This window comes from Variovorax sp. W1I1, from assembly GCF_030815625.1.
Taxonomy (GTDB): Bacteria; Pseudomonadota; Gammaproteobacteria; order Burkholderiales; family Burkholderiaceae_C; genus Variovorax; species Variovorax paradoxus_C.
In genome coordinates this window covers 1191879-1217411 of sequence record NZ_JAUSWZ010000001.1, presented here as the reverse complement: position 1 = coordinate 1217411, position 25533 = coordinate 1191879, and the positions used below count along the sequence as shown (strand labels likewise).

19 protein-coding genes are annotated in these 25533 nt (G+C 67.9%); 4 read left to right on the top strand and 15 right to left on the bottom strand.

Features of this window, described 5'->3' with window-relative positions:
* Positions 1-4 precede the first annotated feature (4 nt).
* The 6 genes from QFZ83_RS05785 to QFZ83_RS05760 all read right to left on the bottom strand — a co-directional run bounded on the left by QFZ83_RS05785 (position 5) and on the right by QFZ83_RS05760 (position 12042).
* Positions 5-4624 carry a type I polyketide synthase gene (locus QFZ83_RS05785; protein ID WP_307503677.1) on the bottom strand — a complete coding sequence of 1540 codons (4620 nt, stop codon included), beginning with the start codon at positions 4622-4624 and terminating at the stop codon, positions 5-7.
* On the bottom strand, positions 4624-9924 hold the full coding sequence (locus QFZ83_RS05780) for a non-ribosomal peptide synthetase (RefSeq protein ID WP_307503673.1): 5301 nt from the start codon (positions 9922-9924) through the stop codon (positions 4624-4626). Before QFZ83_RS05780 ends, QFZ83_RS05785 begins: the two co-directional genes overlap by 1 nt.
* Positions 9921-10670 (bottom strand): thioesterase II family protein, encoded by a 750-nt coding sequence (locus QFZ83_RS05775; protein WP_307503671.1) that lies wholly within the window; start codon positions 10668-10670, stop codon positions 9921-9923. The genes QFZ83_RS05780 and QFZ83_RS05775 overlap by 4 nt, the downstream gene beginning before the upstream one ends.
* On the bottom strand, positions 10670-10924 hold the full coding sequence (locus tag QFZ83_RS05770; RefSeq protein ID WP_307503668.1) for an MbtH family NRPS accessory protein: 255 nt from the start codon (positions 10922-10924) through the stop codon (positions 10670-10672). Before QFZ83_RS05770 ends, QFZ83_RS05775 begins: the two co-directional genes overlap by 1 nt.
* Before the next feature lie 202 nt (positions 10925-11126).
* Positions 11127-11375, bottom strand: coding sequence for a DUF4880 domain-containing protein (locus QFZ83_RS05765; RefSeq protein WP_307503665.1), 249 nt, complete (start codon positions 11373-11375; stop codon positions 11127-11129).
* Positions 11376-11502: 127 nt separating this feature from the next.
* The gene (locus tag QFZ83_RS05760; protein WP_013542711.1) at positions 11503-12042 is read right to left on the bottom strand and encodes a sigma-70 family RNA polymerase sigma factor; all 540 of its coding nucleotides are present in this window, start codon (positions 12040-12042) and stop codon (positions 11503-11505) included.
* 161 nt (positions 12043-12203) lie between these two features.
* Between QFZ83_RS05760 and QFZ83_RS05755 the strand changes: the two genes are divergently transcribed.
* Both QFZ83_RS05755 and QFZ83_RS05750 read left to right on the top strand, forming a co-directional pair.
* On the top strand, positions 12204-13169 hold the full coding sequence (locus QFZ83_RS05755) for a 4'-phosphopantetheinyl transferase superfamily protein (RefSeq protein ID WP_307503661.1): 966 nt from the start codon (positions 12204-12206) through the stop codon (positions 13167-13169).
* Positions 13166-14011: a plasmid replication/partition related protein gene (locus QFZ83_RS05750; protein ID WP_307503658.1), complete on the top strand. Its 846-nt coding sequence runs from the start codon at positions 13166-13168 to the stop codon at positions 14009-14011. The genes QFZ83_RS05755 and QFZ83_RS05750 overlap by 4 nt, the downstream gene beginning before the upstream one ends.
* Positions 14012-14042: 31 nt before the next feature.
* Here the strand turns inward: QFZ83_RS05750 and QFZ83_RS05745 are convergent, their stop codons facing one another.
* From QFZ83_RS05745 to QFZ83_RS05735, 3 genes are all read right to left on the bottom strand, one after another.
* A complete protein-coding gene (locus tag QFZ83_RS05745) occupies positions 14043-14627 on the bottom strand; it encodes a YSC84-related protein (RefSeq protein ID WP_306882821.1) in 585 nt (194 codons plus the stop codon).
* Positions 14628-14914: 287 nt separating this feature from the next.
* On the bottom strand, positions 14915-16744 hold the full coding sequence (locus QFZ83_RS05740; RefSeq protein WP_307503655.1) for a bifunctional UDP-sugar hydrolase/5'-nucleotidase: 1830 nt from the start codon (positions 16742-16744) through the stop codon (positions 14915-14917).
* An 83-nt stretch (positions 16745-16827) separates the two neighbouring features.
* The gene (locus QFZ83_RS05735) at positions 16828-17295 is read right to left on the bottom strand and encodes a hypothetical protein (RefSeq protein WP_307503653.1); all 468 of its coding nucleotides are present in this window, start codon (positions 17293-17295) and stop codon (positions 16828-16830) included.
* A gap of 68 nt (positions 17296-17363) precedes the next feature.
* Here QFZ83_RS05735 and QFZ83_RS05730 point away from each other — a divergent pair, with 68 nt between their 5' ends.
* Together QFZ83_RS05730 and QFZ83_RS05725 are read left to right on the top strand one after the other, a co-directional pair.
* Complete coding sequence (locus QFZ83_RS05730; protein WP_307503650.1) at positions 17364-17486, top strand: hypothetical protein; 123 nt, start codon at positions 17364-17366, stop codon at positions 17484-17486.
* Positions 17487-17494: 8 nt separating this feature from the next.
* The gene (locus QFZ83_RS05725; RefSeq protein ID WP_013542717.1) at positions 17495-18382 is read left to right on the top strand and encodes a LysR family transcriptional regulator; all 888 of its coding nucleotides are present in this window, start codon (positions 17495-17497) and stop codon (positions 18380-18382) included.
* Positions 18383-18403: 21 nt separating this feature from the next.
* Here QFZ83_RS05725 and QFZ83_RS05720 read toward each other — a convergent pair whose 3' ends face one another.
* The 6 genes from QFZ83_RS05720 to QFZ83_RS05695 are packed head-to-tail and all read right to left on the bottom strand — an operon-like array spanning position 18404 to position 25531.
* Entirely contained in the window at positions 18404-19312 is a 909-nt protein-coding gene (locus QFZ83_RS05720; protein WP_307503648.1) for an NAD(P)-dependent oxidoreductase, read from the bottom strand.
* 4 nt (positions 19313-19316) lie between these two features.
* Positions 19317-20765: an aldehyde dehydrogenase family protein gene (locus tag QFZ83_RS05715; RefSeq protein WP_307503645.1), complete on the bottom strand. Its 1449-nt coding sequence runs from the start codon at positions 20763-20765 to the stop codon at positions 19317-19319.
* Positions 20766-20790: 25 nt separating this feature from the next.
* Positions 20791-22191 (bottom strand): amidase, encoded by a 1401-nt coding sequence (locus QFZ83_RS05710; RefSeq protein WP_307503642.1) that lies wholly within the window; start codon positions 22189-22191, stop codon positions 20791-20793.
* Positions 22192-22195: 4 nt separating this feature from the next.
* A complete protein-coding gene (locus QFZ83_RS05705) occupies positions 22196-23689 on the bottom strand; it encodes an ABC transporter substrate-binding protein (RefSeq protein ID WP_307503639.1) in 1494 nt (497 codons plus the stop codon).
* 43 nt (positions 23690-23732) lie between these two features.
* The gene (locus tag QFZ83_RS05700; protein ID WP_307503635.1) at positions 23733-24545 is read right to left on the bottom strand and encodes an ATP-binding cassette domain-containing protein; all 813 of its coding nucleotides are present in this window, start codon (positions 24543-24545) and stop codon (positions 23733-23735) included.
* A complete protein-coding gene (locus tag QFZ83_RS05695; protein ID WP_307503632.1) occupies positions 24542-25531 on the bottom strand; it encodes an ABC transporter ATP-binding protein in 990 nt (329 codons plus the stop codon). The genes QFZ83_RS05700 and QFZ83_RS05695 overlap by 4 nt, the downstream gene beginning before the upstream one ends.
* Positions 25532-25533: the final 2 nt, after the last annotated feature.

The window sequence follows — 25533 nt, the reverse complement described above, 5'->3', positions numbered from 1 at the left end:
TTTTTCAGACGGTTGCGGGCGAGCGATCGGGTTCGGCATCGGCCGGCGCATCGAGGGGTGCGGCGGCCTCGATTTCCTCGATCAGCTTGGTCTCGACCAGGATCGCAAGGTCGCGGAGGGTGGGTGCCTTGAAGAAGGCAGCCGGATGCAGTTCGACCTCGTAGGCCTTGCGGGCGCGCGCCAGGATCTGGATCGCGAGCAGCGAATCGCCGCCCAGCTCGAACAGGTTGTCGTCGATGCCGACGCTGGCGATGCCCAGCATGTCTTGCCAGATGCCGGCGAGCACGTTCTCCAACTCGCCTTCCGGCGCGACGAAAGGGGTGGCCAGCGCGGGGCGCGGGTGTTCACGGCGCTTCTTCTTCGCGACCGGGCCGGTCTCCAGCAGGCCGAGCATGCCGTTGTCCAGTTCGCCGAGCCGCTGGTTCAGGTCGGTGGTGGAGATCACGACCTGCGCGAACGCCGGGCCGTTGACGATGCGTTCCACCGCCCGCGCGCCCTCGGGTCCGTCCATGCCGATGCCGTCGGGCAGCACGCGGCCCGCGGCCATGCCGAGGTCGCGCCAAGCGTCCCAGTTGACCGAGATGACGGGGTACGTCGCACTGCGTTGCCACAGCGCGGCCAACGCATCGAGGTAAGCATTCGCGGCGGCGTAGTCGCTCATGCCCAAGCCACCGGCCATGCTGGAGATCGACGAGCACAGCAGCACGAAGTCGAGCGGCTCGTCGCGCAGTGCGTCGAGCAGAAAGCGCGTGCCTTGCAGCTTGGGGGCGAAGACTTCGTCGATTGCGGCGCGGGTGCGGGTTGCGATCATTCCGCTGTTCGCGTGACCGGCCGCATGCACCACGCCCTGCACCATGCCGAAGCGGGCGCGGGCCTCTGAGACGGCGGCCTGCATCGAGGCCGCATCGGCCACGTCGGCCGCGACGACGAGCACTTCGCCGCCCAGGTTTTCTAGTTCGATCAGTTGCGCGAGTCGGGTCCGCAGGGCCTGCGGCTGCGCGGCGTCGGCAGCGATGGCTTCCCACTCGCTGCGTTCGGGCAGCGATGTGCGCCCCAGCAGCACCAGCCGCGCCTGCCATGACTCGGCCAGGTGCCGCGCGACCGCGAGCCCCACGCCGCCGAGACCACCGGTGATCAGGTACACGCCCTTGGAGCGCAGGCGCTGTTGCGGCGCGGAGCCGGACGGCAACGGCGCATAGGTCTTGACCCAGCGATGCGGACCGCGATAGGCCACGAGCGTTTCGTCGTGCGGCGCCTGTGCCGGCGCAGCGAGCTGCCGTGCCAGCCACGCCTCGGCGGCGCTGCCCGGCACGGGCAAGACGATGTCAGTCACCCGGCAAGCGATGTGCGGATACTCCTGTGCGATCACCTTGCAGAGGCTGAACAGCGTCGCCTTCTCGGGGCACAGCGGCTCGAGGCCGGCGACGTCTTCCATCTGGTTCGCGACGACTTCGATCGAGAGCTTGCGCGTGCGCCCGCCAGAGGTGCTGTCGATGGCCTGGGCCAGCGCCAGCAGGCTGAAATAGCCGCGCTCCATGACTTGCTCGGATTGCGCCGAAGACAACGGCTGCTCATCCACGCTCCACAGGTGATAGACCTTGGCGACCGACCCGGATTCGGCCTGCACCTTGCGCAGGAGCTCTTCGTGATCCGCACGCTCGCCCGGGCGTACCGTGAACTGGCGCGCTCCCGCTTCGGCATAGCCGCTCCCCGGCGTCGCGCGGAACACCGGGTGTGCGGGCGCTTCGGCCTGCAATTGGCGAATCAATGCATCGGTCAAGCCGCTCGCTTCAGCGAACACCAGCGTGCAGCCTTCGGTCGGCGCGGGAGCCACTGGCGCACTCGCAGGCTCCGTGCGCCGCCAGACCGGCACATGGAATGCATCGCCCGGCTTCTGCACGGACGAGGTCGCCGCTTCGCTGCCCGCCTCGGGCATGTCCGTCCAATAGGAGCGGCGCTGGAACGGATAGGTCGGCAGCGGCACGCGGCGCGCCTGCCGCCCTGGATGGCACGCGGCCCAATCGATGTCGATACCTTCGCACCAGAGCTGGCCGATCGCGCTCGCCATCTGGCGTTCGTTCTGCGCCTGCTTCTGCGGATGGGCCTGGCTCGACAAAATGGCCGCCGCCGAATCGGCCAGCGGGTGCTGGCGCGCGAGGCCGGCCAGCGTCTCGCCGGGACCGACTTCGAGCAGCACGCGGCCTTCGACACGCAGCAGCTCGGCCACGCCGTCCGCGAAGCGCACCGTGCCGCGCAGGTGCTGGCCCCAGTAGGCCGGATCGACCGCTTGCTGCGCCGTGATGGGCTTGCCCGTGACGTTGGAGATGAACGGAATGCGAGGCGCGGACCGCGGCACGGACGCGACCACCTGCTGCAACTCGGCCACGATGGACTCGGTCATCGCCGAATGGGAAGCGATCGAGACCAGCAGGCGGCGCGGCATCAGCCCGCGCGCGAACAGCTGCTGCTCGGCCGCCTCGATGGCCGCCATCGGTCCGGCGAGCACGCACAGTTGCTCGCCGTTGATCGCCGCGATATCGCAGCCGGTGGCCAGGAAAGGCGCGAGTTCGGATTCCGAAAGCGCGATGGCGGTCATCGCACCCGGCGACATCGACTGCATCAGCCGCCCGCGTGTGGCGACGATGCGCAGCGCGTCTTCCAGGCTGAACACGCCGGCCAGACACGCGGCAACGTACTCGCCCAGGCTGTGGCCCAGCATCACGGCCGGCTGCACGCCGCGCGACATCCACAGGCGCGCCATCGCGTACTCCACGATGAACAGCACCGGCTGCGTGTATTCGATGCGGCCGAGCTTTTCGTCGGCAGCAGCTTCGCCGCCGGCCGCCGGGTAGAGCAGTTGCCGCAGGTCCATGCCCATCGCATCGCGCAGCGCGTCGCAGCAGCGATCGATCTCCTGGCGGAACACCGGATGGTCGCGGTAAAGCGCGAGCCCCATGTTCGCGTGCTGCGTGCCGCCGCCCGGAAACAGGAACGCGACCTCGGGTGCCGACGCGGGAATGCCGCTCGCCTGGTCGAAGTCGCTCTCGGGCGCGCGCAGCGCCTCGACGGCGGTTGCCGAGCCGTCGGCAACGACGGCGCCGCGAACCGCCAGCGCGCGCCGGCCGGTCTGCAGCGTCTGTGCGACATCGGCAAGCGATGTGCCGGAGCCTGCTTCTTCGAGATGGCTGGCGAGCCGTTGCGCAGCCTGCTGCAGGGCATCGGTGTTGCGGGCGGAGAGCGGCAAGATCTGCCAGGCTGGTGCCTTTGCCTGTGCAGACGGACGGGCCACCGGGGCCTCTTCGAGCACCACATGCACATTGGTCCCGCCGATGCCAAACGAGCTCACACCCGCGCGGCGCGGCGTGCGGCCTTCGGGCCAGGGCTGGCGCTGCGCGTTCACATAGAACGGGCTGCTCGCGAAATCGATCTGCGGGTTGGGCTTCGTGAAATGCAGGCTGGGCGGCAGCACGCCGTGCTTGAGCGCCATCGTCGCCTTGATGAGCCCCGCCACGCCGGCCGCCGCATCGAGGTGGCCAATGTTGGTCTTGACCGATCCGACCGCGCAGAAGCCGCGCCGCTCGGTGTCGGCGCGAAAGGCCTGCGTGAGCGCCGCGATCTCGATCGGATCGCCCAGCGTGGTGCCGGTGCCGTGCGCCTCGATGTAGCCGATGGTGTCGGCCGAGACGCCCGCGATCAGTTGCGCCGCGCGGATGACCTCGGCCTGCCCGTCGATGCTGGGCGCAGTGAACCCGACCTTGGCCGAGCCGTCGTTGTTGGCCGCGGTGCCCTTGATGACCGCATGGATGGTGTCGCCGTCGCGCAGCGCTTCGTCGAGGCGCTTGAGCGCGACGACGCCGGCGCCGCTGCCGATCACCGTGCCGCGGGCATCTGCATCGAACGCGCGGCAATGGCCGTCGGGCGAGAGGATCGCGCCGGCCTGGTAGCGGTAGCCGCCTTCTTGCAGCAGGTTGAGCCACACGCCGCCGGCCAGGGCCATGTCGCAGTCGTGGCTCAGGAGCGCCTGGCAGGCGGTGTGCACGGCGGTGAGCGACGTGGAACAGGCGGTCTGCACGCTCACGGCCGGGCCGCGCAGGTTCAGCTTGTAGGCCACGCGCGTGCACAGCGACCCGCCGGAGTTGCCGCTCATGAGTCCGAGCAGGTCGGCGATGCCCGTGTGCGCACCGAGGCCGAAAGACGGCAACAGATTGCGGATCAGGTAGACATTGGCGCCCTCGCCCGCATACACGCCGACCTTGCCCGGCCAGCGCTCGGGATCGCAGCCGGCGTGCTCGAGTGCCGCCGAGGCGCATTCGAGAAAGACGCGCTGCTGCGGATCGAGGTTCTCGGCCTCGCGCGGCGTGTAGCCGAAGAAGCCGGCATCGAACTGGTCGAAGCCTTCGAACATCACGCCGGCCTTCACGTAGTCGGGATCGTCCAGCAGGCTTTGCGGCACGCCGCGTTCGCGCAGTTGCTCATCGGTGAAGCGCGCCACCGATTCCACGCCGCCCTCGATGTTGCGCCAGAAGGCGTCCACATCGTCGGCGCCGGGGAAGCGGCCGGAGAGGCCGACGATGGCGATTTCCAGGCCGGTCGGTTCGGCGGATTCGTTGAAGGCGGTGGTCATCAATTGACTCTCTCTGCCACTTTGCGGCGTTGAAGCATGGCCGCGCGCTGGCGCAGCGCGCGGTCGTCGGCGCTTGCCGCGGAAACGGCCGCGGCTTGCGCGCCGCCCTGCTCGATCCAGCGCGCGAGCGATTCGACGGTGGGGTACTTGAAGAGATTGACCAGCGGGAAGCTGCCCTGCAGCCGGTCTTCCAGCAGGCGGTGCGCGCGGATGAGCAGCAGCGAGTGCCCGCCGAGGTCGAAGAAGTTGTCGTGCAGGCCGACCTGCTCGACCTGCAGCACCTCCGACCAGATGGCCGCGAGCGTGCGCGCCACATGGCCCTGCGGTGCCTCGTAAGTGCTCGCGCGGCCAAGGCCTTCAGGCTCGGGCAGCGCCTTGCGGTCGACCTTGCCGTTGGCGTTCAGCGGCAGGGCTTCGAGCACCACCACGGCGCACGGCACCATGTAGTCGGGCAGCACCTGGCCCAGTTGCTCCCGCAGCGCGGCGGTGTCGACCGCCTGCTGCGCATGCGCGGCAATGTAGGCCACGAGCGAGGCGCCGGCAGCGCCTTCGCGCGCCACCACCACGGCCTCGCGCACGGCGGGTTGCGCGAGGATCTGCGCCTCGATCTCGCCGAGTTCGATGCGGAAGCCCCGGATCTTCACCTGATGGTCGATGCGGCCCAGGTACTCGATCTGGCCCTCGGTGTTCCAGCGCACGAGGTCGCCGGTGCGATAGAGCCGATCGCCCGCGCCGAAGGGGTTGGCGACGAAGCGCTCGGCGCTGAGGCCGGGCTTGTTGAGGTAGCCGCGTGCCAGGCTCACGCCGCCGAGGTACAGCTCGCCGGCCACGCCGCGCGGCACCTGGTTGAGCTCGGCATCGAGGATGTGGCACTGGGTGTCGCTGATCGGCTGGCCGATCGGCACCAGGCTCTGGCCATCGTCGCGGCAGGTCCAGCGCGTGACGTGGATGGTGGTTTCCGTCGGGCCGTAGAGGTTCTGCAGCGTGGCGCCGTGAAGGCGCTGCAGCGTCTCTTTCTGTGTCTCGGCGGGCATGGCCTCGCCGCCGCAGATGATGTGCTGCAACCGCGTGCTCGACTCGATGTCCTTGTGCGCCAGGAAAGCCTGCAGCATCGAGGGCACGAAATTCAGCGTGGTGATCTGGTGGCGCCGGATCAGCTCGACCAGTCGCGCCGGATCGCGGTGGTCGCCGGGCTTGGCCACCACCAGCCGCGCGCCTGCGGTCAGGGGCCAGAACATCTCCCACACCGACACGTCGAAGCCGAACGGCGCCTTGTGCAGCACGGTGTTCTCCCGGCCGAGGCGGTAGGTGTCCTGCATCCAGGCCATGCAGCTGTGCAGCGCCGCGTGGCGCACGGCCGCGCCCTTGGGCTTGCCGGTGGAGCCGGAGGTGTAGATGACATAGGCGAGGTTCTCGCCGTGCAGCGCGATGCCGGGATCGGTGTCGAGCTCGTTCGAGAGATCGGTGCTGTCTACCTCCAGCCGCGCAAGGCCCGCGCGTTCGGCGATGTGCTCGCGCGTGGCGCGGTGCGTCAGCAGCAGTGCGATGCCGCTGTCTTCCACCATGTAGGCCAGGCGCTGCAGCGGGTAGTCGGGGTCCAGCGGCAGGTAGGCGCCGCCGGCCTTGAGGATGGCGAGCAGCCCCACCACCATCTCGACCGAGCGCTCCATCACGATGCCCACGCGCATGTCGGGCTTCACGCCCAGCGCGACGAGGCGGTGCGCGAGGCGGTTGGCGCGGCGGTCGAGCTCAGCGAAGCTCAGCGCTTGTTCGCCGAACAGCAGCGCGACGGCGTCGGGCTGCTGCTTCGCATGCTGCGCGATGGTGTGGTGCACGGGTTGGGGTTGCGGCTCGCGGCGCGCGTTGATGCTCCAACCTGCGAGTTGCGCGCTTTCCGCGGCGTCGAGCAAGGCGATGTCGCCCACCGCGCGGCCGGCGTCGGCACAGAGCGCGCCGAGTACCGCCACGTAGTGCTGCGCCATGCGCGCGATGGTCTCGCGCTCGAACAGGTCGTGGGCATAGATCACGTCGAGCATCAGCCGGCCATCGGGTCGCTCGCGGGCCTCCAGCACCCAGTCGAACTGGGTCTGCAGGTCGGGCAGCGCGTGGTCCTGCACCTGGATGCCGTCCAGCCGCTGCAGTGCGCGGTGATCCTCGAACAGGTGGTTGAACATCACCTGGAACAGCGGGCTGTGGCTCATGCTGCGCTCGGGCTGCAGGCGCTGCACCAGTTGTTCGAAAGGCAGGTCCTGGTGCGCCTGCGCGCCCAGCACGGCCTCGTGGGCTTGCGCGAGCGCGCGCGACAACGGCGTGCGGCCGTTGATCGGGTTGCGCAGCACCAGCGTGTTGACGAACAGGCCGATGACGTTTTCGAACTCCACCCGGTTGCGGTTGGCGATCGCGGCGCCGACGCGGATTTCTTCCTGCCCGGTGTAGCGGTGCAGCAGCACCTGCAAGCCAGCGAGCAGCACCATGAACAGCGTGCCGCCGTCGGCCTGCGCGACGCCGCGCAGCTGGCCCAGCAGGGGCGCGGACAACTCGAAGGCGTGGCGCGCGGCGCGGTAGCTGGCCTGCGGCTTGCGCGGTCGGTCGGTGCGCAGCTCGAGCACCGGGTGCTCGTCGCCGAGTTCCTTCTGCCACCAGGCGAGTTGCCGCTCTGCCTCGCCGGCGGCCAGCCATTCGCGCTGCCACACCGCGTAGTCGGCGTACTGCACACGCGGCACGGGCAGCGCCGCGGCACGGCCCTGCAGGCGCGCCGCGTAGCCGGCGGCCAGTTCGTCGATCAGCACCTGCATCGAGGCACCGTCGGACACGATGTGATGCATCACCACGGCGAGCACCTGCGTGTCGTTCGCCAGACGAAGCAGCGCGGCGCGCAGCAGGCCGCCCTGGGTGAGGTCGAAGGGCGCGCTCTTGATGCGGCGGGTCTCGCTCTCGAGGCGTCCGTCGCGCTCATCGGCGGGCACGTCGCGCAGGTCGACCACTTCGAGCGGCAACGTGCCGGACGGCTGGATCCATTGCGCTGCAACACCGTCGCTGCCCGCGCGGAACACGGTGCGCAGCGACTCGTGACGCACGACGAGATCGTCCAGCGCCGCGCGCAGCACATCGGCTTGCAAGGCACCGGTGAGGCGCAGCGCGCCGCTCATGTGGTACGCCGCGCTCGTCGGGTCGAGCTGCCAGAGGAACCACTGGCGCTCCTGCGCGTGGGACAGCGGCAGCGCATGCAGCCGGCGCTCGGCCGGCAGCACCGCGATGGGCGCGGGCCGCGCACGCGCGCCTTCGGCCAGGCGCTGGCGCGCGGCGGCGGCGCACTCGGAGAGCCGCGGATGCTCGAACATCAGGCGCACCGGAAAGTCGATGTCCCAGTGATCCGACATTCGGGCCGCGACCTGGGTGGCGGTGAGCGAACTGCCACCACGGGTGAAGAAATGGGCGTCGCGCGCGAAAGGCTTCGCGTCGGCGGGCCGGAGCACTTCGCACCAGATCGCATCGACGGCGCGCTCGGTCTCATCGAGCACCGGCGCTTCGGCCTGTGCCTCGGCAGGACCGCCCTTGACGAATGCGCCACGCTCGTAGATCGCATACGCATCCGCGCTGCGATCGAGCCAGCCCGCGCGGCACGCGCTGCGCTGCAGCTTGCCGCTGGTGGTCTTGGGCATGCCGCCCGGGTTGAGCAGCAGCACGGCCGACAGCGCCTCGCCGAACACTTCGCTGACCGCAGCGCTGAGCGCCTCGACCAGCACCTGCGGCGGCACCAGCTTCTGCATGCTGCGCGACACCTCGGCCGCGGCGCCGATGCCTTCACCGTCGGGCCCGCTGGCCGCGAACACCGCCACGCGGCCCTTGCGCACCGCATCGACCTCGGCCTCGATGACGCGCTCGATGTCCTGCGGATAGATGTTGTGGCCGCGGACGATGATCAGGTCCTTGATGCGGCCGGTCACGTAGAGCTCGCCATCGCAGACGAAGCCCAGGTCGCCGGTGCGCAGCCAACGGCGGCCCGCACGCTCGACGAAGGTCTCGGCGGATTCGCGCGGCTTGCCCCAGTAGCCCGCCCCGACGCTCGCGCCGCTCACCCAGATTTCGCCGATGCGTCCGGGCTCGGCCACCACCGACAGCGTGGCGGGATCGACGATCTCGACTACATGCTCGACCGCTACCGCGCCGCATCCGACGAGCAGCGTGCCGTCTTCGCTCGGCGTGCCCTTGCCGGATGCCAGGCCGTCGGCGCCGAAGCCGCGCGCGACCATGCCGGAGCCGCGCTTTCCGCCGGTCACGAACAGGGTCGCTTCGGCGAGGCCGTAGCAGGCATAGACCGCACCGGGATCGAAGCCCGCGAGGGCGAAGCGTTCGATGAAATCGAATTCGGTGTCGGCGCGCACCGGCTCGGCGCCGGTATAGGCCACGCGCCAGCTCGAGAGGTCGAGCTGCGCGATCTGCGCGTCCTTCACCCGCTCTAAGCAGAGGCGGAACGAGAAGTCCGGACCGCCGCTGAGCGTGGCGCGGTGGCGCGAGATCAGCTCCAGCCAGCGCACCGGACGCTCGAGGAAATAGCGCGGCGAAGTCAGCACCAGCGGGATGCCGCTGTACAGCGGCTGCATCAGGCCGCCGATGAGGCCCATGTCGTGATAAAGCGGCGCCCACGAGACGAACTTGTCGTCGGGCCCGATGCCCATACCGACCTGGATCGCATGCTCGTTGGCCATCAGGTTGCCGTGCGTGACGATGACACCCTTGGGCGCCGAGGTCGAGCCCGAGGTGTATTGCAGGAAGGCGACGTCGTCGTCGCTTGGCTCGAAGGGTTGCCAGGCGTCGGCGAGCGCGATGTCGATCGCATCGACGGCAACGATCTGCACATCGCCGAACTGGTTGCCGGCCGCCGACATCGCGGCGCTCAAGGCAGAAGACGTGAGCACGCAGCGCGCCGCTGAATCGCTCGCCACGCCGGTGAGCCGCGCCAGGTGCTGCGGTCGCGTCGATTCGGGTGGAAACACCGGCACCGCGATCACGCCGCAGTAGAAGCAGGCCAGCATGCTCACCGCATAGTGGTCGCCGTTGTCGAGCATGACGAGCGCGCGGTCGCCCTTGGCGAACTGCTGCTGCAGGCGGGCCGCGAGCGCGCGCACGCGCTGCTCGAAGACGGCATAGGTGAAAGGCAGCTCGCTGTAGGCACCATCGACCTCGTCGACCACGGTGAGCCAGACATCGTGCGGACGCCCCTCGGCCAACGCGCGCAGGTGCGCCACGAAATTGCGCGGTTGCCGGCCGGCGGATGCCGTCGCGAGCAGTTCATTCATATCTGGCCTTGATGCGCTGGAAGAGGCGCTTGATGAAAGTGCGTCGGCAGACGCCATGCAAGCGCCGCGAGAAATGCGGTCTCGTGGTGCCGGAGAAAGAAATGCCCACCGTCGAACCAGTCGAGCGTGCAGGTGCCACCAGTCTCTTCGGACCAGGCCGCCATCGCAGGCATCTCGATGTCGTCCTGGCGTCCCGCAAAGGCATGGATCGGCAGCGGAAGCGGCGGCCAGGCGGCGACATGGGCGTGGCTGCGGCAGACGCGGCGGTCGGCACGCAGCGTGTCGAGGGTGATGCGCATGAGCTCTTCGCTCGCGAAAACCTCTTCGGGCGTGCCGCCTTGCTTGCGCAGTTCTGCAGTCAGAGAGGCGTCGTCTTCGCCTCCATCGAAACGTTCAGGATCGCGCCGCGAGGGGGCTGCGCAGCCGGACACCAGCAGCGCGCGGGGCAACGGTCGATGCAAGGACTGAAGCCTGCGAGTCACGCCGTGTGCGAGCAAGGCGCCCATGCTGTGGCCGAAGACTGCGAAGTCGCCGCACATCGCGTCGGCCTGCTCGACGCAGAGGCGCACGACCAGCGCATCGAAGTCTTCGACGAAGGCCTCGCCCATGCGCGCGCCGCGCCCCGGCAACTCCACCGGCACGATGCGAACCCACGACGGCACGAAACGCCGCCATCGCAGATACATGGAGGCGCTGGCGCCTGCGCAGGGCAGGCACAGCAGCACCAAGGGCGCCGGGGCGCTCATCAACCTGCCGCGGATTCCGTGGCCGGTGCTGCGTCCGCCTGTTGCGCCATCCAGTCGCGCAGCGACTTGGGACGCATGTCGGTCCAGTGGCTCTCGACGTAGGCGAGCACAGTCTTCTTGTCGCCCTGCAAGCCCGCAACGGCGGTCCATCCGCCCGGGACGGCCTTCCAGTGCGGCCAGATGGAGTACTGGTCTTCTTGATTGACCAGAACGATGAAGGTCTCGTCTTCGCGGTCAAAACAGCTGGTCGACATCGGTGCATCCTTGTGTGATTGAACAGAGAGAGAAAGGAGCGCACCGCAGCCGGTCGCGGACCGGACGGAATCTCAGCGCCCCTGCCAAGAGGACGCTTCAGAGGTCGATCTGTTCATTTTTCACGGCAGGACGGCGAGCGCCGCAGGCGTGCCGATGCCGAAACGCGCGCGGGAGGCACGCGTTCGCGCTGGATGCGGTTTTTTACTTGCCGGCGCGAGGCTCGGCGTCGTCGTCCGGCAGGTCGTCGCCGAAGTGGTTGGCTGGCGGGACGAATCCTGCGAGGAGCCAGAGCCGGGCGGCCTTGTCATAGGCCCGGCGGTGTGCGGGCTCGGCGAGGAGCCAGGCAGTCATTTCGGCGCGCGCGGCTTCGTCGAAGCTCTCGCTGTCGTGCTCGCGCTGCACCCAGTCCCATGCGGTGTTCCAGATGGGATCGCCCGTTTCCTGTGTCATTCGTGAAGCCAGCTGTTCGCGTTGTCCGTCGAGGCCGGGTGCTGTCGTTACTGTTGAACGGACCCGGCCGGTCCAAACGCGCATTCTCGCGGGAAACCGGGGTGGCCCCGCTGCGTAGAAGCCGCAGCTAGTGCGCGTCGCTCTCCAGCAGCAGGTGGCCACATGACTTGATCGCGTTGGCGGCCTCGGCGATCAGCCCGTTCACCAGGCCCAGCGCGCAGCCCAGGCGCGCCGCAATCTCGCGCTGCGTGAGGCCCTCGAGACGGTAGAGCTCGAACACCAGCCGCGTGCGGGGCGAGAGGCCGGCCAGCACTTTGTCGATGGCAGTGATCACCTGGCGTTCGCACATCATGCGGTCGGGTGTCGAAGCGGTTGTCGGCATGTCGAGCAGCTCCACATCCACGTCGAAGGTGCGATAGCTGGCCTCGACGCGGTGGCGACGGCAGTAGTCCAGCGCCATGTTGCGCACCACCTGGCAGCAATAGCCGATGGGACGTTCGGCCTGGCGCACGCAGGGGCCGTCGGCGATCTTCAGGTAGGCGTCCTGCACGACGTCGTCGGCCAGGTCCGCCGTGTTGACGATCTTCCGGGCTACCCGCCAGAGCTGCGCGCGGTGGGCGATGAAAACCTCGGCGAGCGAAGGCTCGGATGAATGCGGCAACGGCATGTTCAACACCTCTTCCTCCAGTTCCAGTGAGCGAGCCGAGACGGGCCGCAGATCCGATTTACTACTTTCGATGCACAAATCGAAATAAGAATCATTGCTATTTATAGGCGGATTTTGAGGCATTTCCATGACCCTTCCGGATCGACACTCAAACAAACGACATGAGGAGCCCCGAGAAAATCCGCCGCGGCGAATCGGATGGCCGAGCGATCAACGAGAGAACGCGGAACCCGGCACAGGGGGTCGCGATAATAGCCGACTTGCGCTTCGTGCAATCATTTGAACAACAAGATTGCGGCGAAGCGCCGACGCCCAACATGCATCGCGCCGCTCCCCTCCTTCCTCTGCCCGCGGGCGATATCCATCTCTGGTTCTGCCCGCACGGCGACTCCGGCGATCCCGCGCTCGATGCCACCTACCGCGCACTGTTGACGCCGCAGGAGCTGCAACAAAAAGATCGCTTCCACTTCCCGCGCGACCGGTACCGCTACCTGCTGACCCGAGTGCTGGTGCGCACGATCCTCTCGCGCTACGCACCGATCGGGGCGCAGAACTGGCGCTTCGCCAGTGGCCCCTTCGGCCGCCCCCGCATCGATGTCAGCCCGGACATCGAAGAAACACGCGGCCTGGACTTCAACGTGAGCCACACCGCCGGCCTCATCGTGCTGGCGATTGCCCGCAATATCGAGCTCGGTGTCGATGTCGAGAACATCCGCCGCCCCGCCGTGCTCGAGGCCGTCGATCACTTCTTCGCAGCAGCCGAGGCCAAGTCACTGGGTGCATTGCCAACCGCCTTGCAGCCACACCGCTTCTTCGAACTCTGGACCTTGAAGGAAAGCTACATCAAGGCACGCGGCATGGGCCTGCAGATACCGCTCGACAGTTTCGCTTTTGCGCTCGACACCCCCGGCGACGTCGGATTCGCGCTCGCCGATCCGCATGGCAACGCCGCATGGCATTTCCAGCAACTGCAGGCCACGCCCGACCACATGGTGGCCCTCTGCACCTCGACCGACGCGCGCATCGTTTGCCACGAAACAGCGCCCCTGCAATGGGAGCGCGAGGTGGAAGTCCGCACGACGCGCGCATCTAGAATTTCGCCCCTTTCCCCGATCCCTCCCTCATGAACATCGTCGTCAACGAAGAACTCAAAGCCTATATCGATCCCATGTCGCCGGAGGAATATGCGGCGCTGGAGCGCAGCATCCTCACCGAGGGCTGCCGCGACGCGCTGGTGCTGTGGGGCGACGTACTGGTGGACGGCCACCACCGCTACGGCATCTGCCAGAAGCACGGCCTGCCGTTCCAGACGGTGCAGAACACGCACTTCAAGACCATGGAGGACGTGCACCTCTGGATGATCGACCAGCACCTCGGCCGGCGCAGCATCTCGGACTACCAGCGCGGCGTGCTGGCACTGCGCAAGAAAGTCATCGTCGACGACCAACGCTCCCGCGCGCTGTCGGAAACGTCGTCATCGGACGATCCGCCTTTCGATGTCGACACACCCGCCGGCGAATCCTCCGCCGACAACGCCAACGCCCTGCCGCCGCCCGCGCCGCTGAACAGCCGCGAGTCCATCGCCAAGGCCGCGCGCCTGAGCAGCAGCCAGGTCGTGATGATCGAGAAGATCCAGAAGCAGGCTGCGCCCGAACTGGTGGCGGCCGTGAAGTCGGGTGTGATCTCGATCAACACCGCCGCGGCCGTGGCAAGCCTGCCCGCCGAAGAACAAGTTTCCGCGGCGAACGCGGGCAAGGACGAACTCAAGCAGGCCGCCAAGCGCGTGCGCGAGGCCAAGCGCAAGCCGCGCGAAGAATCGCCCGAGTCCGCATCGAACGATCAGTCCGCCAAGCCCGATGCGGTCGAAGCACTGGAGCATCGCGTGGCCGAACTCACGCGCGAGAACGACGCCCTGCGCAAGCAGGTCGCCGATCTGCAGGCACAACTGGCTGTGCAGTTGGCCGATTGACGACGGGGCGCGAGCCCCGCCATCGACTCTCTTACAGCTGGATCTCGGTGATCTTCGCGCCCGACAGCGAGACGCCGGCCTCCAGCCCCACATTGGTCAGCACGAAGCCCACCACCGGCTGCCGGATCGTGTTGGTGTCGACGCTGCCGTTGGCGCCGATGGTGGCAAGCGCCACCGTGGCATCGGCGCCGGCCGTCCAGCCCCTGCTGTTGCGGAACTTGTCGAGCGCCGCCTGCGTGGTGAAGAGGTAGATCACGGCCTTCGATTGCGCGCCAGCCTGGAAGCCCACCGAGCCCGCGGTGGTGCTGTAGTACGACTGCGTGCGGCCGTTCACGCGCAAAGCGCCGCGCCCATATTCGGCACCGACACCCAGGCTCGCCCCGACCACCGCCGGGAACACCAGCACGCCGCTCGACTTGGCGACCAGTTCGCGCGATCCCTTCACCGTGTCGTACAGCTTGGACAGCGAGGCATCGACCTGTGCATCGATCGATGTGCGCGAGCTTGCGCTGCTGCCCTGGGCCTGCGGGCGCGTCGTGGTGCATCCGACAAAGGCAAGGCTGCACGCTGCCACGACGGACGAGAGCGCGAGCGTGCGGAGGTTCATGGTGCGCATGATGAATTCCTTTGCAAAAGAAAGAACATGGATCGGCGGTAAAGCTCTCTGCCTGCAGCGGCAGGTCGATCCATGCTACGGCGGCCAAAACACGAAAAATCCGACGTGGGAATCTCGCCTACGCGAAGTCAGGCCGCGTACCTGCGCAAGCACTTCCGCCGGGTGAAAAGGAGAGCTCTGGAGCCCGATTTTTGCACCGCAGCATCGATGCAAGAAACGCAATGTCGCGGCAATGCCGCGATCGCCGAGGCGCCTTCAACGAATCACCCGGCCAAGGCCGTCCCCGCTCAGGGAAGCACCGTGATGCGGTCGGTCGCCGGCGGCGCGAGCGGGCTGTTCGCCTTGATGTAGGCCTCCAGCGCATCCACGTCCTGGTCGCCGCCGAGCGTGTCGGTGCCCTGGTTGAACACGGTGAAGTTGTCGCCCCCGGTGGCCAGGAAGCTGTTCATCGTGACGCGGTAGTTCGCCGCCGGATCGATGGCCGTGCCGTTCAGCGCCAGGTTGCCGATGCGCGCGCCGCCGGGCGCCGAGGCGCTGTAGCTGTAGGTCAGGCCGCGCGAGGGCAGCAGCACCTTCGGCGCGGCCACCGTGTTGGAGCCGCTGTTGAACTGCTGCTCGAGCACCGCCTTGATCTGCGCGCCCGTCATCGTCTTCACCACCAGGCTGTTGCCGAAGGGCTGCACCGCGAAGATCTGCCCGTAGGTCACGCTGCCATCCTGTGCCGGTGCGAGGTCGGCGCGCACACCGCCCGGGTTCATGAAGGCGATCTGCGCCGCGCCCTTGCCGGCCGGGCTGGTCGCCGCCAATTGCGCATCGGCGATCAGGTTGCCCAGCGCGCTTTCCTTAGAGGCCACCTGCGTGCGCGTGGCCGTCGCGGTGAGCGATCCCACGACGCGCTGAACCAGCGGCCCGGCAATCGCGAGGTACTGGCTGATGAGCGCAGCCACTTCCTGGTTCTTGCCGAACACGGGGTACTGGTCGGTCAGCGCGACGGTGTTCGCGCCGCTCGTGAAGGCCTCGCCTTGCACGATCACGTTGTCGGCCGCCTTGGCAGTCACCTTGCGGGTGCGGGTGTCGATGGTGAGGTTGATGTCGGTCAGCAGCGTGCCGTACTGGCCCGCGCTCGTCAGCAAGAAGGGCTTGGCCGGGTTGGTCTTGCCGTAGTCGCAGACGTACGAACGGTGCGTGTGGCCCGAGATCACCACATCGACCGCCGCGTCCAGCTTGTTCAGGATCGGCAGGATGTCGCCGCTCAAACCGGCGCAGCTCTTGTCGTTGTAGCCGACGGTGGTGGTGCCCCCCTCGTGGATCACCACGACGATGGCGTCCGCGCCCTGCGCCTTCAGTTGCGGGATCAGCGCGTTGGCCGTATCTGCCTCATCCTTGAAGCTCAGGCCCGCAACGCCGGCGGGCGTCACGATGTTGGGCGTGCCCTTGAGCGTCATGCCGATGAAGGCGACCTTCACCGTGGCACCGTCCTTGGTGAAGCTCTTCATGCCGGTGGCGGGGAACAGCGTCTTGCCGTCGGTCTTCACCGTGTTGGCCGCGAGAAAGCCGAAGTTCGCGCCCGGGAAGGCCTTGTTCACCCGGCACGGTTCGAGCGCGGTGTTCTTGGCGCAGCCGCCGTTCTTCATGCGCAGCAGTTCGGTCTGGCCCTTGTCGAACTCGTGGTTGCCGACGGCGTTGAAATCGATCTTCATCGCGTTCACCGCCTCGATGGTCGACTCGTCGAGAAACAGCGCCGACACCAGCGGCGAGGCGCCGATCATGTCGCCGGCCGATACCACCGCGTTGTTCTCGTTCTTCGCCTTGAGCGATGCGACGGCCGAGGCCAGGTAGGCCGCGCCGCCCGCGGGCACCGGCACGGTGCCGCCGCCGGCAGCAGGCGCGGTGATCGAGAGCTTGGGCGGCTCGAGGTTGCCGTGCAGGTCGTTGAAGGCGATGAGCTTCACGTCGATGCTGCCGGGCGTGGCCGGAGCAGGCGGAGGCACCGGTGCGGGCGGTGGTGCCGACGGAAGAAAGGGAAAGAAGTTGCTCGAACTGCCACTGCCGCCACAAGCGGACAAGGTGGCCAGGACGACACCCGCGAGCGCGAGATGTTTCAGCGATGCATGCATGGATCTTCTCCTCCGTTTGGAATGCAGCGCATGCTGGCAACACGACATGACGACGGCGTGACCGTCCCTCGTCCCTACGGGACTCAGGGAAGCGCCACTAGCTCCATCGAAACCCCGGGACCGAACGCAGTGCGCAGCAGCGTGCGAGCTTTCGCGCTGCGCTCGTCGGTGAGCGACTGCACAGCCAGCCATCCGTCCTTCGGCCGCCGCTGCAGGTGCCAGCCTTCCTGCCCGAGAAGAATGAGTTCGGCGAGCGCCGCGGCGTCCGCCACCGGCATTGCGGAAGGCACGATGTCGAGCCAGTCCACCACCTGGTCGGCCTCCCCGCCGAGCCGTGCGGCCGCGCCTTCGGCCAGTGCGCGCTGCGTGGCTACGTCTCTCACCTGGCCCTGCAGGATGATGCCGTTGCCGTGCCATCGGATCTCGAGCGGCGGGCCTGTCGCTTGCGAGGTTCTCGCGGTGAAGTGCCATGCGGCGGCCAGGACAATCAGGCAGGCAACCGCCGATGCGATGAGGGCGGGTCGCAGGTGAATGCGGCGTGGTGGTTCCAAGCCGCGAGGGTGCCATGCGCCGCGTGACACGGTTGTGACCGTCCCCTCGTCGCAGGTAGACTGATTCGATGACCCCCGAAGCCCTGCTCGCCCATTACGACAAGGCCGCGCTTTGGCCCGCCGACCGCCCTGTCCGCGGCCCTGCCGAGTTCGAGGCCCTCTTCCACTCGCTGGCTATCACCCTGCACTGAACGGACCAATGCGGCCCGACCTCGATTCCCTCGCGCTCTTCCTGAGCGCCCTCGAATCCGGCAGCCTCTCGAAGGCTGCCGAGGAGCACCACATGGTGCTGTCGGCCGCGAGCCGCCGCATCCGCATCCTCGAGACCGAGTTCGGCGTGCCGCTTTTCCAGCGCACCTCCAAGGGCGTGACGGTGACCGGTGCGGGCGAGTCGCTGGCCATCCATGCGCGGCTCATCCTGCGCGACGTCGATCGCATGCGCGCCGATCTTTCGGACTACGCACAGGGTGCGACCGGCCGCGTGCGGCTGCAGGCCAATGCATCGGCCATGGGCCAGTTCCTGCCCGACGACGTGGCGAGCTTTCGCCGCAGCTATCCCGAGATTCGCGTCGACGTGGAGGAGCACCGCAGCGTGTGGATCGTGCAGGCGATCCGCGACCGGCAGGCCGATGTCGGCGTGATCACCGGCGACACCGCGGACACGACGCTCAACTTCATTCCCTACCGCATGGACAGGCTGGTGGCCATCGTCCATCGCAAGCACCCGTACCGCAACCGCGAGGTGTCGTTCGCGGAGTTGCTCGACTTCGATTTCGTGGGTCTGGAAAACGACTCGGCCATCGCCCGCACCATCGAGGATGCGGCGGTCGCCGCGCGCAAGGTGCTGCGCCTGCGCGTGAAGGTCAAGAGCTTCGAGGCGGTGTGCCGCATGATCGAAGCCGGCATGGGCGTGGGCATCCTGCCCGAGGGCGCGGCGGCCACCTACCGCAAGGAGATGGGCCTGCGATTTTTGAATCTGTCCGACGCCTGGGCGTCGCGCCGCATGTACCTCTGCACGCGGCAGGAGACCCTGACGTTTCCGCAGCGCCGCCTGGTCGATCACCTGCTCTCGCGCTACGTGCCGTAGCGCGAGGCACGGGCGCGTCCTTTACTTCTTCAGCGCTTCCACCAGGTCGAGCACCATGCGGTCGGGGCCGAAGGTGTCGATGCCGTGGGTCAGAAGCTTCTCGACGGCCTCTGCGATGCCGTGGCTGGCCGACGATTGCTGCGCCATGTCGTTGTAGTAGCCCAGGTCCTTCTTGGCATTGGCCATCGAGAACTTCAGCGAATCGGTGCTGCCGGTCAGCAGCTTGGGCTTGACGCGTTCCAGCGCCACACCGTTGCCGCCGCCCTTGGCGAGCACATCGATGAACACATCGGGCGCCACGCCCGCGCGCTCCGCGCAGGCGGCCGCTTCGCACAGCAGCGCGACGGTGCCGAGCGAGACGAAGTTGTGCAGCAGCTTCATCGCATGGCCCGCGCCGATGCCGCCCACGTGCGTGATGTTCTCGGCAAAGCAGCGCAGGAGCGGCAGGCACGAGGCCAGCACATCCGCATCGCCGCCCACCAGCAGGTTGAGCCTGCCTTCGGCGGCTTCCTTGGCGGTGCGCGTCATCGGCGCATCGAGGAACTTGCCGCCCTTGGCCAGCACGGCTTGCGCGACCTTGGTGGTGGAGTCGGGCACGGCGGTCGAGCAGTCGATCACCACGGTGCCGGGGCGCAGGCTGGTCAGCGCGCCTCCCTTTCCATCCTTGCCCAGCATCACGGCCTCGACTTGCGGCGTGCCGGTGACGCAGAGGATCAGCACGTCGACATCGGCGGCCAGTGCCGTCACGTCCGACACAGCAGTGGCGCCCGCCGCGAGCAGCGCACCCACGGGCTGGTTGCCGGGGTGATCGAGGATGGTCAGCTTGTGGCCGTGCTTGACGATGTTCTGCGCGATGCCGCTGCCCATCAGGCCGACGCCGACCAGGCCGACGCGGCGGGGCTCTTGTACTTGTTGTGCGTTCGTGTTCATGGATTCATCCGTGTTTGATGGCGATGGTCTTGAGGGTCGTGAAGCCTAGCAGGGCTTCGAAACCCTTCTCGCGACCGAAGCCACTCGATTTGACGCCGCCGAACGGCAGTTCCACGCCACCCGCCGCACCGTAGTTGTTGATGAAGACCTGACCGCAGTGCAGCTTGTTCGCCACGCGCAATTGCCGCGCGCCGTCGCGGGTCCAGACGCCGGCCACCAGGCCGAAGTCGGTGCCGTTGGCAAGGCGAATCGCCTCGGCCTCGTCGGCGAAGGGCATCACGGCCAGCACGGGGCCGAAGACTTCGCGCTGCGCGAGTTCGCTGTCCATGGGCACATCGCGGAACAGCACGGCCTCCTGGTAGTAGCCATTTGCAGATGCGTTCGAAGACACCGTGCCGCGCGCCGCCACCTTCACGCCGCTCGCCTCGGCGGTCGCAACCATGTCGCGCACCTGGCGGAACTGCTTTTCGTTGATGAGCGGGCCCATGTCCAGGTCGTCGGCGGGCGGGCCCGAACGCACGGCCGAGAAGCGCTCGGCCAGCCGCTTCACGACTTCTTCGTACACCGATTGCTCGACCAGCACGCGGCTGCCTGCCGAGCAGGTCTGGCCGGCGTTCTGGATGATCGCGTTGAGCAGCACGGGCACGGCCGCATCGAGGTCGGCATCGGCGAAGACGAGCTGCGGCGACTTGCCGCCCAGCTCCAGGGTGACGGGGCAATGCCGCTCGGCCGCCGCGAGGCCGACGCTACGGCCCGTGACGGTCGAACCGGTGAACGAGATGTGGTCGATGCCCGGATGCGCGCACAGCGCGGCGCCCGCCTCCTTGCCGTAGCCCGTCACCACATTGAGCGCGCCGGCGGGAAAGCCCACCTCGGTCGCGATTTCCGCGAGGCGCAGCAGCGAGAGGCTCGCGTCCTCCGCCGGCTTGACCACGCAGGCGTTGCCCGCGGCCAGCGAAGCGCCCACGCTGCGGCCCGCGATCTGCATCGGGTAGTTCCAGGGAATGATGTGCCCGGTCACGCCGTGTGGCATGCGCACCGTCAGCACCGTGTAGCCGCGCTCGTAGGGCAGCGTGTCGCCGTGCAGCTTGTCGCAGGCACCGGCGTAGTACTCGAAGTAGCGCGCGAGCGCGGTCGCGTCGTTGCGCGCCACACGCAGCGCCTTGCCGGTGTCGCGCGCTTCGAGCTGCGCAAGCTCCTCGTGGTGCTGCATCACCGCGGCGCCGAGCTTCGCGAGCAGGCGGCCGCGTTCCAGCGCGGTCATCGCGCCCCAGGGGCCGTCGAAGTTCTCGCCCATGGCCTTGCGTGCGGCGCGGACCGCGGCGTCCACGTCGGCTGCGTTGCCGCGTGCGATCTCGCCGAAACGCTGGCCGTCGCTCGGGTCGATCACGGCGATGGTTTCGGTGCCTTGTGACGCCACGCGGCCGCCGTCGATGTAATGGGTTGCTGTCATTTCTTGTCTCCTCTTGGCAGGCGGATCACTGCAATTCGGGCCAGGGCTTCTGCGCGTCGCGGATCAGCTCGAAGGCGCGGCTGAACTGCAGCACGCCCAGGTCGTCGAACCGGCGACCCGCCACCTGCAAGCCGATGGGCAAGCCCGCATCGGAGTAGCCGCAGTTGACCGACGACGCCGGCTGCTCCGACATGTTGTAGGGCACGGTGAAGCCGATGTGCTCCAGCGAGCGCAGCGGGTCGTTCGTCGGCGAGGCGTGCTCCGCGGGTGCGGGCATGTTGGGCGACACCGGCGAGATCACGAAGTCGAAGCCCACGGTCGCGGCGACGGTGGCGGCGCGCGTGGCCACGAACTGGGTGTAGGCATCGAAGATGTGCTCGCCCGAGAAGCCAGCCGCGCTTTCGGCCCAGGCATCGATGTAGGGCAGCATCTTCGCGCGGCGCTCGGGCGCCATGGCGCGCAGGTCGCCCAGCGAACGCATGCGCCAGAAGTGGTCCATGCCCTGCAGCATCTTCGGCGTCATGAAGGGCTTCATTTCCTCGACGTGGGCGCCGGCCGCCTCGATCTTCTTCGCGGCAGCGAGCACCGCCTTGCGGATCTGCGGATCGAGCGGCAGCCCGCAGCCCGCGTCCATCAGGAGGCCCACGCGCTTGCCCGCGAGGAAGGAGGCATCGACATCAAAGGCCAGCCAGTCGATGGCGGGCGGCGGCAGCTCGGAGTAGTCGCGGCTGTCGGGCTGCGCGACGGACTGCATCATCAGCGCCGCGTCTTCCACCGTGCGCGTCATCGGCCCGGCGCAGCGGCCCATGTAGGGCGTGCTCAGCGGAATGCGGCCGAAGCTGGGCTTGAGCGTGAAGATGCCGCACCAGCTCGCGGGCAGGCGGAGCGACCCGCCGATGTCGGTGCCCGCGTGCAGCGGGCCATAGCCCGCGGCAGCGGCCGCACCTGCCCCCGCACTGGAGCCGCCCGGCGTGCGCGACAGGTCCCACGGGTTGCGCGAGAGTTCGTGAAAGGTCGAGAGGCCGGACGACAGCATGCCGACGTCGGGCATCGTGGTCTTGGCGACGAGCACCGTGCCGTCTTCCTTCAGGCGCGCGGCCGGCGGCGAATCCTCCGGCATCGGCACGAGGTCGTAGGACGCGGTGCCCAACGGCATCGGGTCGCCCGCTGTCGCGAGGTTGTCCTTGATGGTCACGGGCACGCCGTCGAGCGCGCCGCGCGGCGTGCCGGCCAGCCAGCGCGCTTCGGAAGCTCGCGCCTGTTCGAGCGCGAACTCTGGGCGGAAGAGCCAGGTCGCGTGCAGCTTCGGCTCCAGCGCCGCGATGCGTTCGTTGACCGCGTGCACCACCTCGACCGGCGAGAGTTCCTTGCTGCGATAGGCCGTGCCGAGCTCGGCCGCGCTCAGGGCATACAGAGGTTTCGTCATGGCATCAGCTCCAGGAAATCGCGGCCAGGTCGTTCACCACGATCGGCATGCTCGCCCACAGGCCCTTGACCTCCTTGCGCGCGATGGTGGGAAACACAGCCTGGTAGAGAAAGCCGTTGACGGCGTCGGTCGCCAGTTGGCGTTGCGCGTCGGCCAGCAGATCGGCGCGGCGCTTCTTGTTCTCTTCGTTCTGGATCGCGACGAATGTGTCGCGGAACTTCTTCGAGTCGTAGCCCCAGTAATAGTCGGGCTCGGTGTACTTCACCAGGTCGAAGGGTTCGACGTGCGCAACCATCGTCAAGTCGAAGTCGTGCGCGCCGCCGAAGGTGCCGCTCAGCCACTGCGCCCACTCGACGTTCTGGATCTTCACGTGGATGCCGATCTGCGCCAGTTGCGCGGCGATCATCTCGCCGCCCTGCCGTGCGTACGAAGGCGGCGGCAGCGTCAGGCGCAACTCGAGCGGCGTCTTCACGCCGGCTTCTGCCAGCAGGCGCTTGGCCTTCTCGATGTCGTAGGGGTTCATCGCGGTCGTGTCGATGAAGCCCGGCGCGCCCATCGCGTAGTGGCTGCCGATGGGCTTGCCGAAACCGTCGGCTGCGCCTTGGATGATCGTGTTGCGGTCCAGCGCCGCCAGGATCGCGCGGCGCACGCGCACGTCGTCCAGCGGCTTCTTGCGGTTGTTGATGGTGAGGATCACCTTGCCGCGCGTGCCCACCTCCAGCACCTGGAAGCGCGGGTTGCCCTTGAACTGCGCGACCGAGCGGGTGCCCGCGCGCGGGAAGATGTCGATGTCGTTCGCCATCAGCGCCGCAGTCTGCGCGGCGGTGTCGGACATGAAGCGGAAGACGAACTTCTCGACCTTCGCGAGGCCCGGGTCGCGGTACGTCGGCGACTTCACCAGCGTGCACGAGGCGCCGCGCTGCCATGCGGCCAGCTTGTAGGGGCCGGTGCCGATGGGCGCGGTCGCGTTCGTCTCAGCGCTCTTGGGCTCGACGATGCAGGCCGTGGACTGGCCCAGCATGAACGGCAGGTCGGGATTCGACAGCGTGCTGTTGACGCCCACCGTGTATTCGTCGAGCACCACGGTGCCGATCTCGCTGAAAAAGCGCTTGTCCTTGTTCGTGCTCTTGGCGCCGCCCGCACGGTCGAACGAGAACTTGACCGTGGCGGCGTTGAAGGGCTGCCCGTTCTCGAAGCGCACGCCGCGGCGCAGCTTGAAGACGAAGGTCTTCATGTCGGGCGACGACGACCAGCTCTCCGCGAGCATCGGCGTGACCGAGCCGTCGGCGTTGACCTTGGTGAGCGTCTCGAAGATGTTGTATTGCGTGATCTCGGCAATGGCCGATGCGGCACCGGCGGTCGGGTCCAGGCCCGGCGGTTCCAGCGGCATGCCGATGTTCAACGTGTTCTTGCCCGTCTGCGCCTGCGCCAGCGGGAGAAAGGCGCCCGGGATCGCCGCGGCCATCGCGGTGCCCATGAGGGTGCGTCGCTTCAACATTCGATATCTCTCCTGAAAGTAAGGGGAAACGACCCCGCGCGGCTCAACCGGCGGGTGTCTGCAAGACCGCGGACAGCAGCGTCCGCGTGTAGGGGTGCTGCGCGTGGCGAAACAGGTGGCCTGGCGCGCCCTGCTCCACGATCTGGCCCTTGAAGACGACGGCGACGTCATCGCACAGGTGGTTGACCACTGCGAGGTCGTGGCTGATGAGCAGGTAGCTGATGCCGAACTGCTGCTGCAGGTCTTGCATCAGGTTGAGCACCTGCGCTTGCACCGACACGTCGAGCGCGCTGACGGGTTCGTCGGCGACGATGAGCTTGGGCCGCGTGATGAGCGCACGCGCGATGGCGATGCGCTGTCTTTGTCCGCCCGAGAACTCGTGCGGGTACTTGTCCATGTCGGTGGTGCGCAGGCCCACGGCGGCGAGCGATTCGGCGGCGCGCTCGCGTTGTTCCTTGCGGGAAACCTCGGCCAATGCTTCGAGCGGTTCGGCGACGATGCGCGCGACGGTCTGGCGCGGGTCGAGCGAGCCGTAGGGGTCTTGAAAGACCATCTGAAAATCGCGTCGCGCGTTGCGCAACTCGCTCTTCGGCAGCGTGTGCAGATCCCGCCCAAGCAGCTTCACGCTGCCCGAAGTGGGCGTGTCGAGCGCCATCACCAAGCGCGCGATGGTCGACTTTCCCGAGCCCGATTCGCCGACGATGCCGAGGCTGCGGCCGGCTTCGACCTTGAAGCTCACGCCGTTGAGCGCCTTGACGGTCGGCGGCGGTGCGAAGAGTTTTTCGCGCGGCAGGTCGTAGTGCCGCACTAGGTTGGTCACCTGCAGCAGCGGTTGGGTTGTGGCGGATCTGCTCATGCAGGAACAGCGCTTTGCGCCGCGATTTCTTCGAGACGGAGGCACCGCACCGCATGGCCGCTCGGCTTCATGGCCAGCGGCGGCTTCGTCGTGTAGCACATGTCGGCCGTGAAGCTGCAACGCCCTGCGAACGCGCAGCCGCGCGGCAGGTCCACCAACTCAGGGACGCTGCCGCGGATGGTGGCAAGGCGGCCGGTTCGCGGCGCACCGAGCACCGGACGAGCAGCAAACAGGCCGCGCGTGTAGGGATGCGCGCGCTCGGCGAACACGGCCTTCGTCGGGCCGCTCTCGACCATGCTGCCGCCGTACATCACGAGCATGCGCTGCACGCTGTTGGCGATCACGCCGAGGTCGTGCGAAATCAGGATGAGCGCCATGCCCATCTCGGCGACCAGGCTCTGGATCAGGTCCAGCACCTGCTTCTGGATGGTCACGTCGAGCGCGGTGGTGGGCTCGTCGGCAATCAGGAGGTCGGGGCCGCAGGCGAGCGCCATCGCGATGCCGATGCGCTGGCGCTGGCCGCCAGAGAACTGGTGCGGGTAGGCGTCGAGCCGCGAGGCGGCGTCGGGAATTCCCACGCGCTCCAGCAGGCCCAGTGCTTCCTTTCGCGCCTCGGCCTTCGAAAGCCCGCGATGCAGCCGCAGCGGCTCGCCGACCTGACGCGCGATGGTGTGCACCGGGTTCAGTGCCGTCATCGGCTCCTGGAAGATCATGCCGATGCGGTTGCCGCGAATCTGGCACATCGCCTTCTCGGGCAACCCGACGAGCTCCTGCCCGTCGAGGCGGATGCTGCCGCCGACCTTCGCGGTCGAGGGCAGAAGCCCCATGAGCGACATCACGGTGATCGACTTGCCACAGCCCGACTCGCCCACGATGCCCAGCGTTTCGCCGCGCTCCAGGGAAAAGGAAATGCCGCGCACCGCTTCGGCGGGGCCGCGCTGCGTCTGCAGGCTGATGCGCAGGTCGTTGACTTCGAGAAGAGGCATGG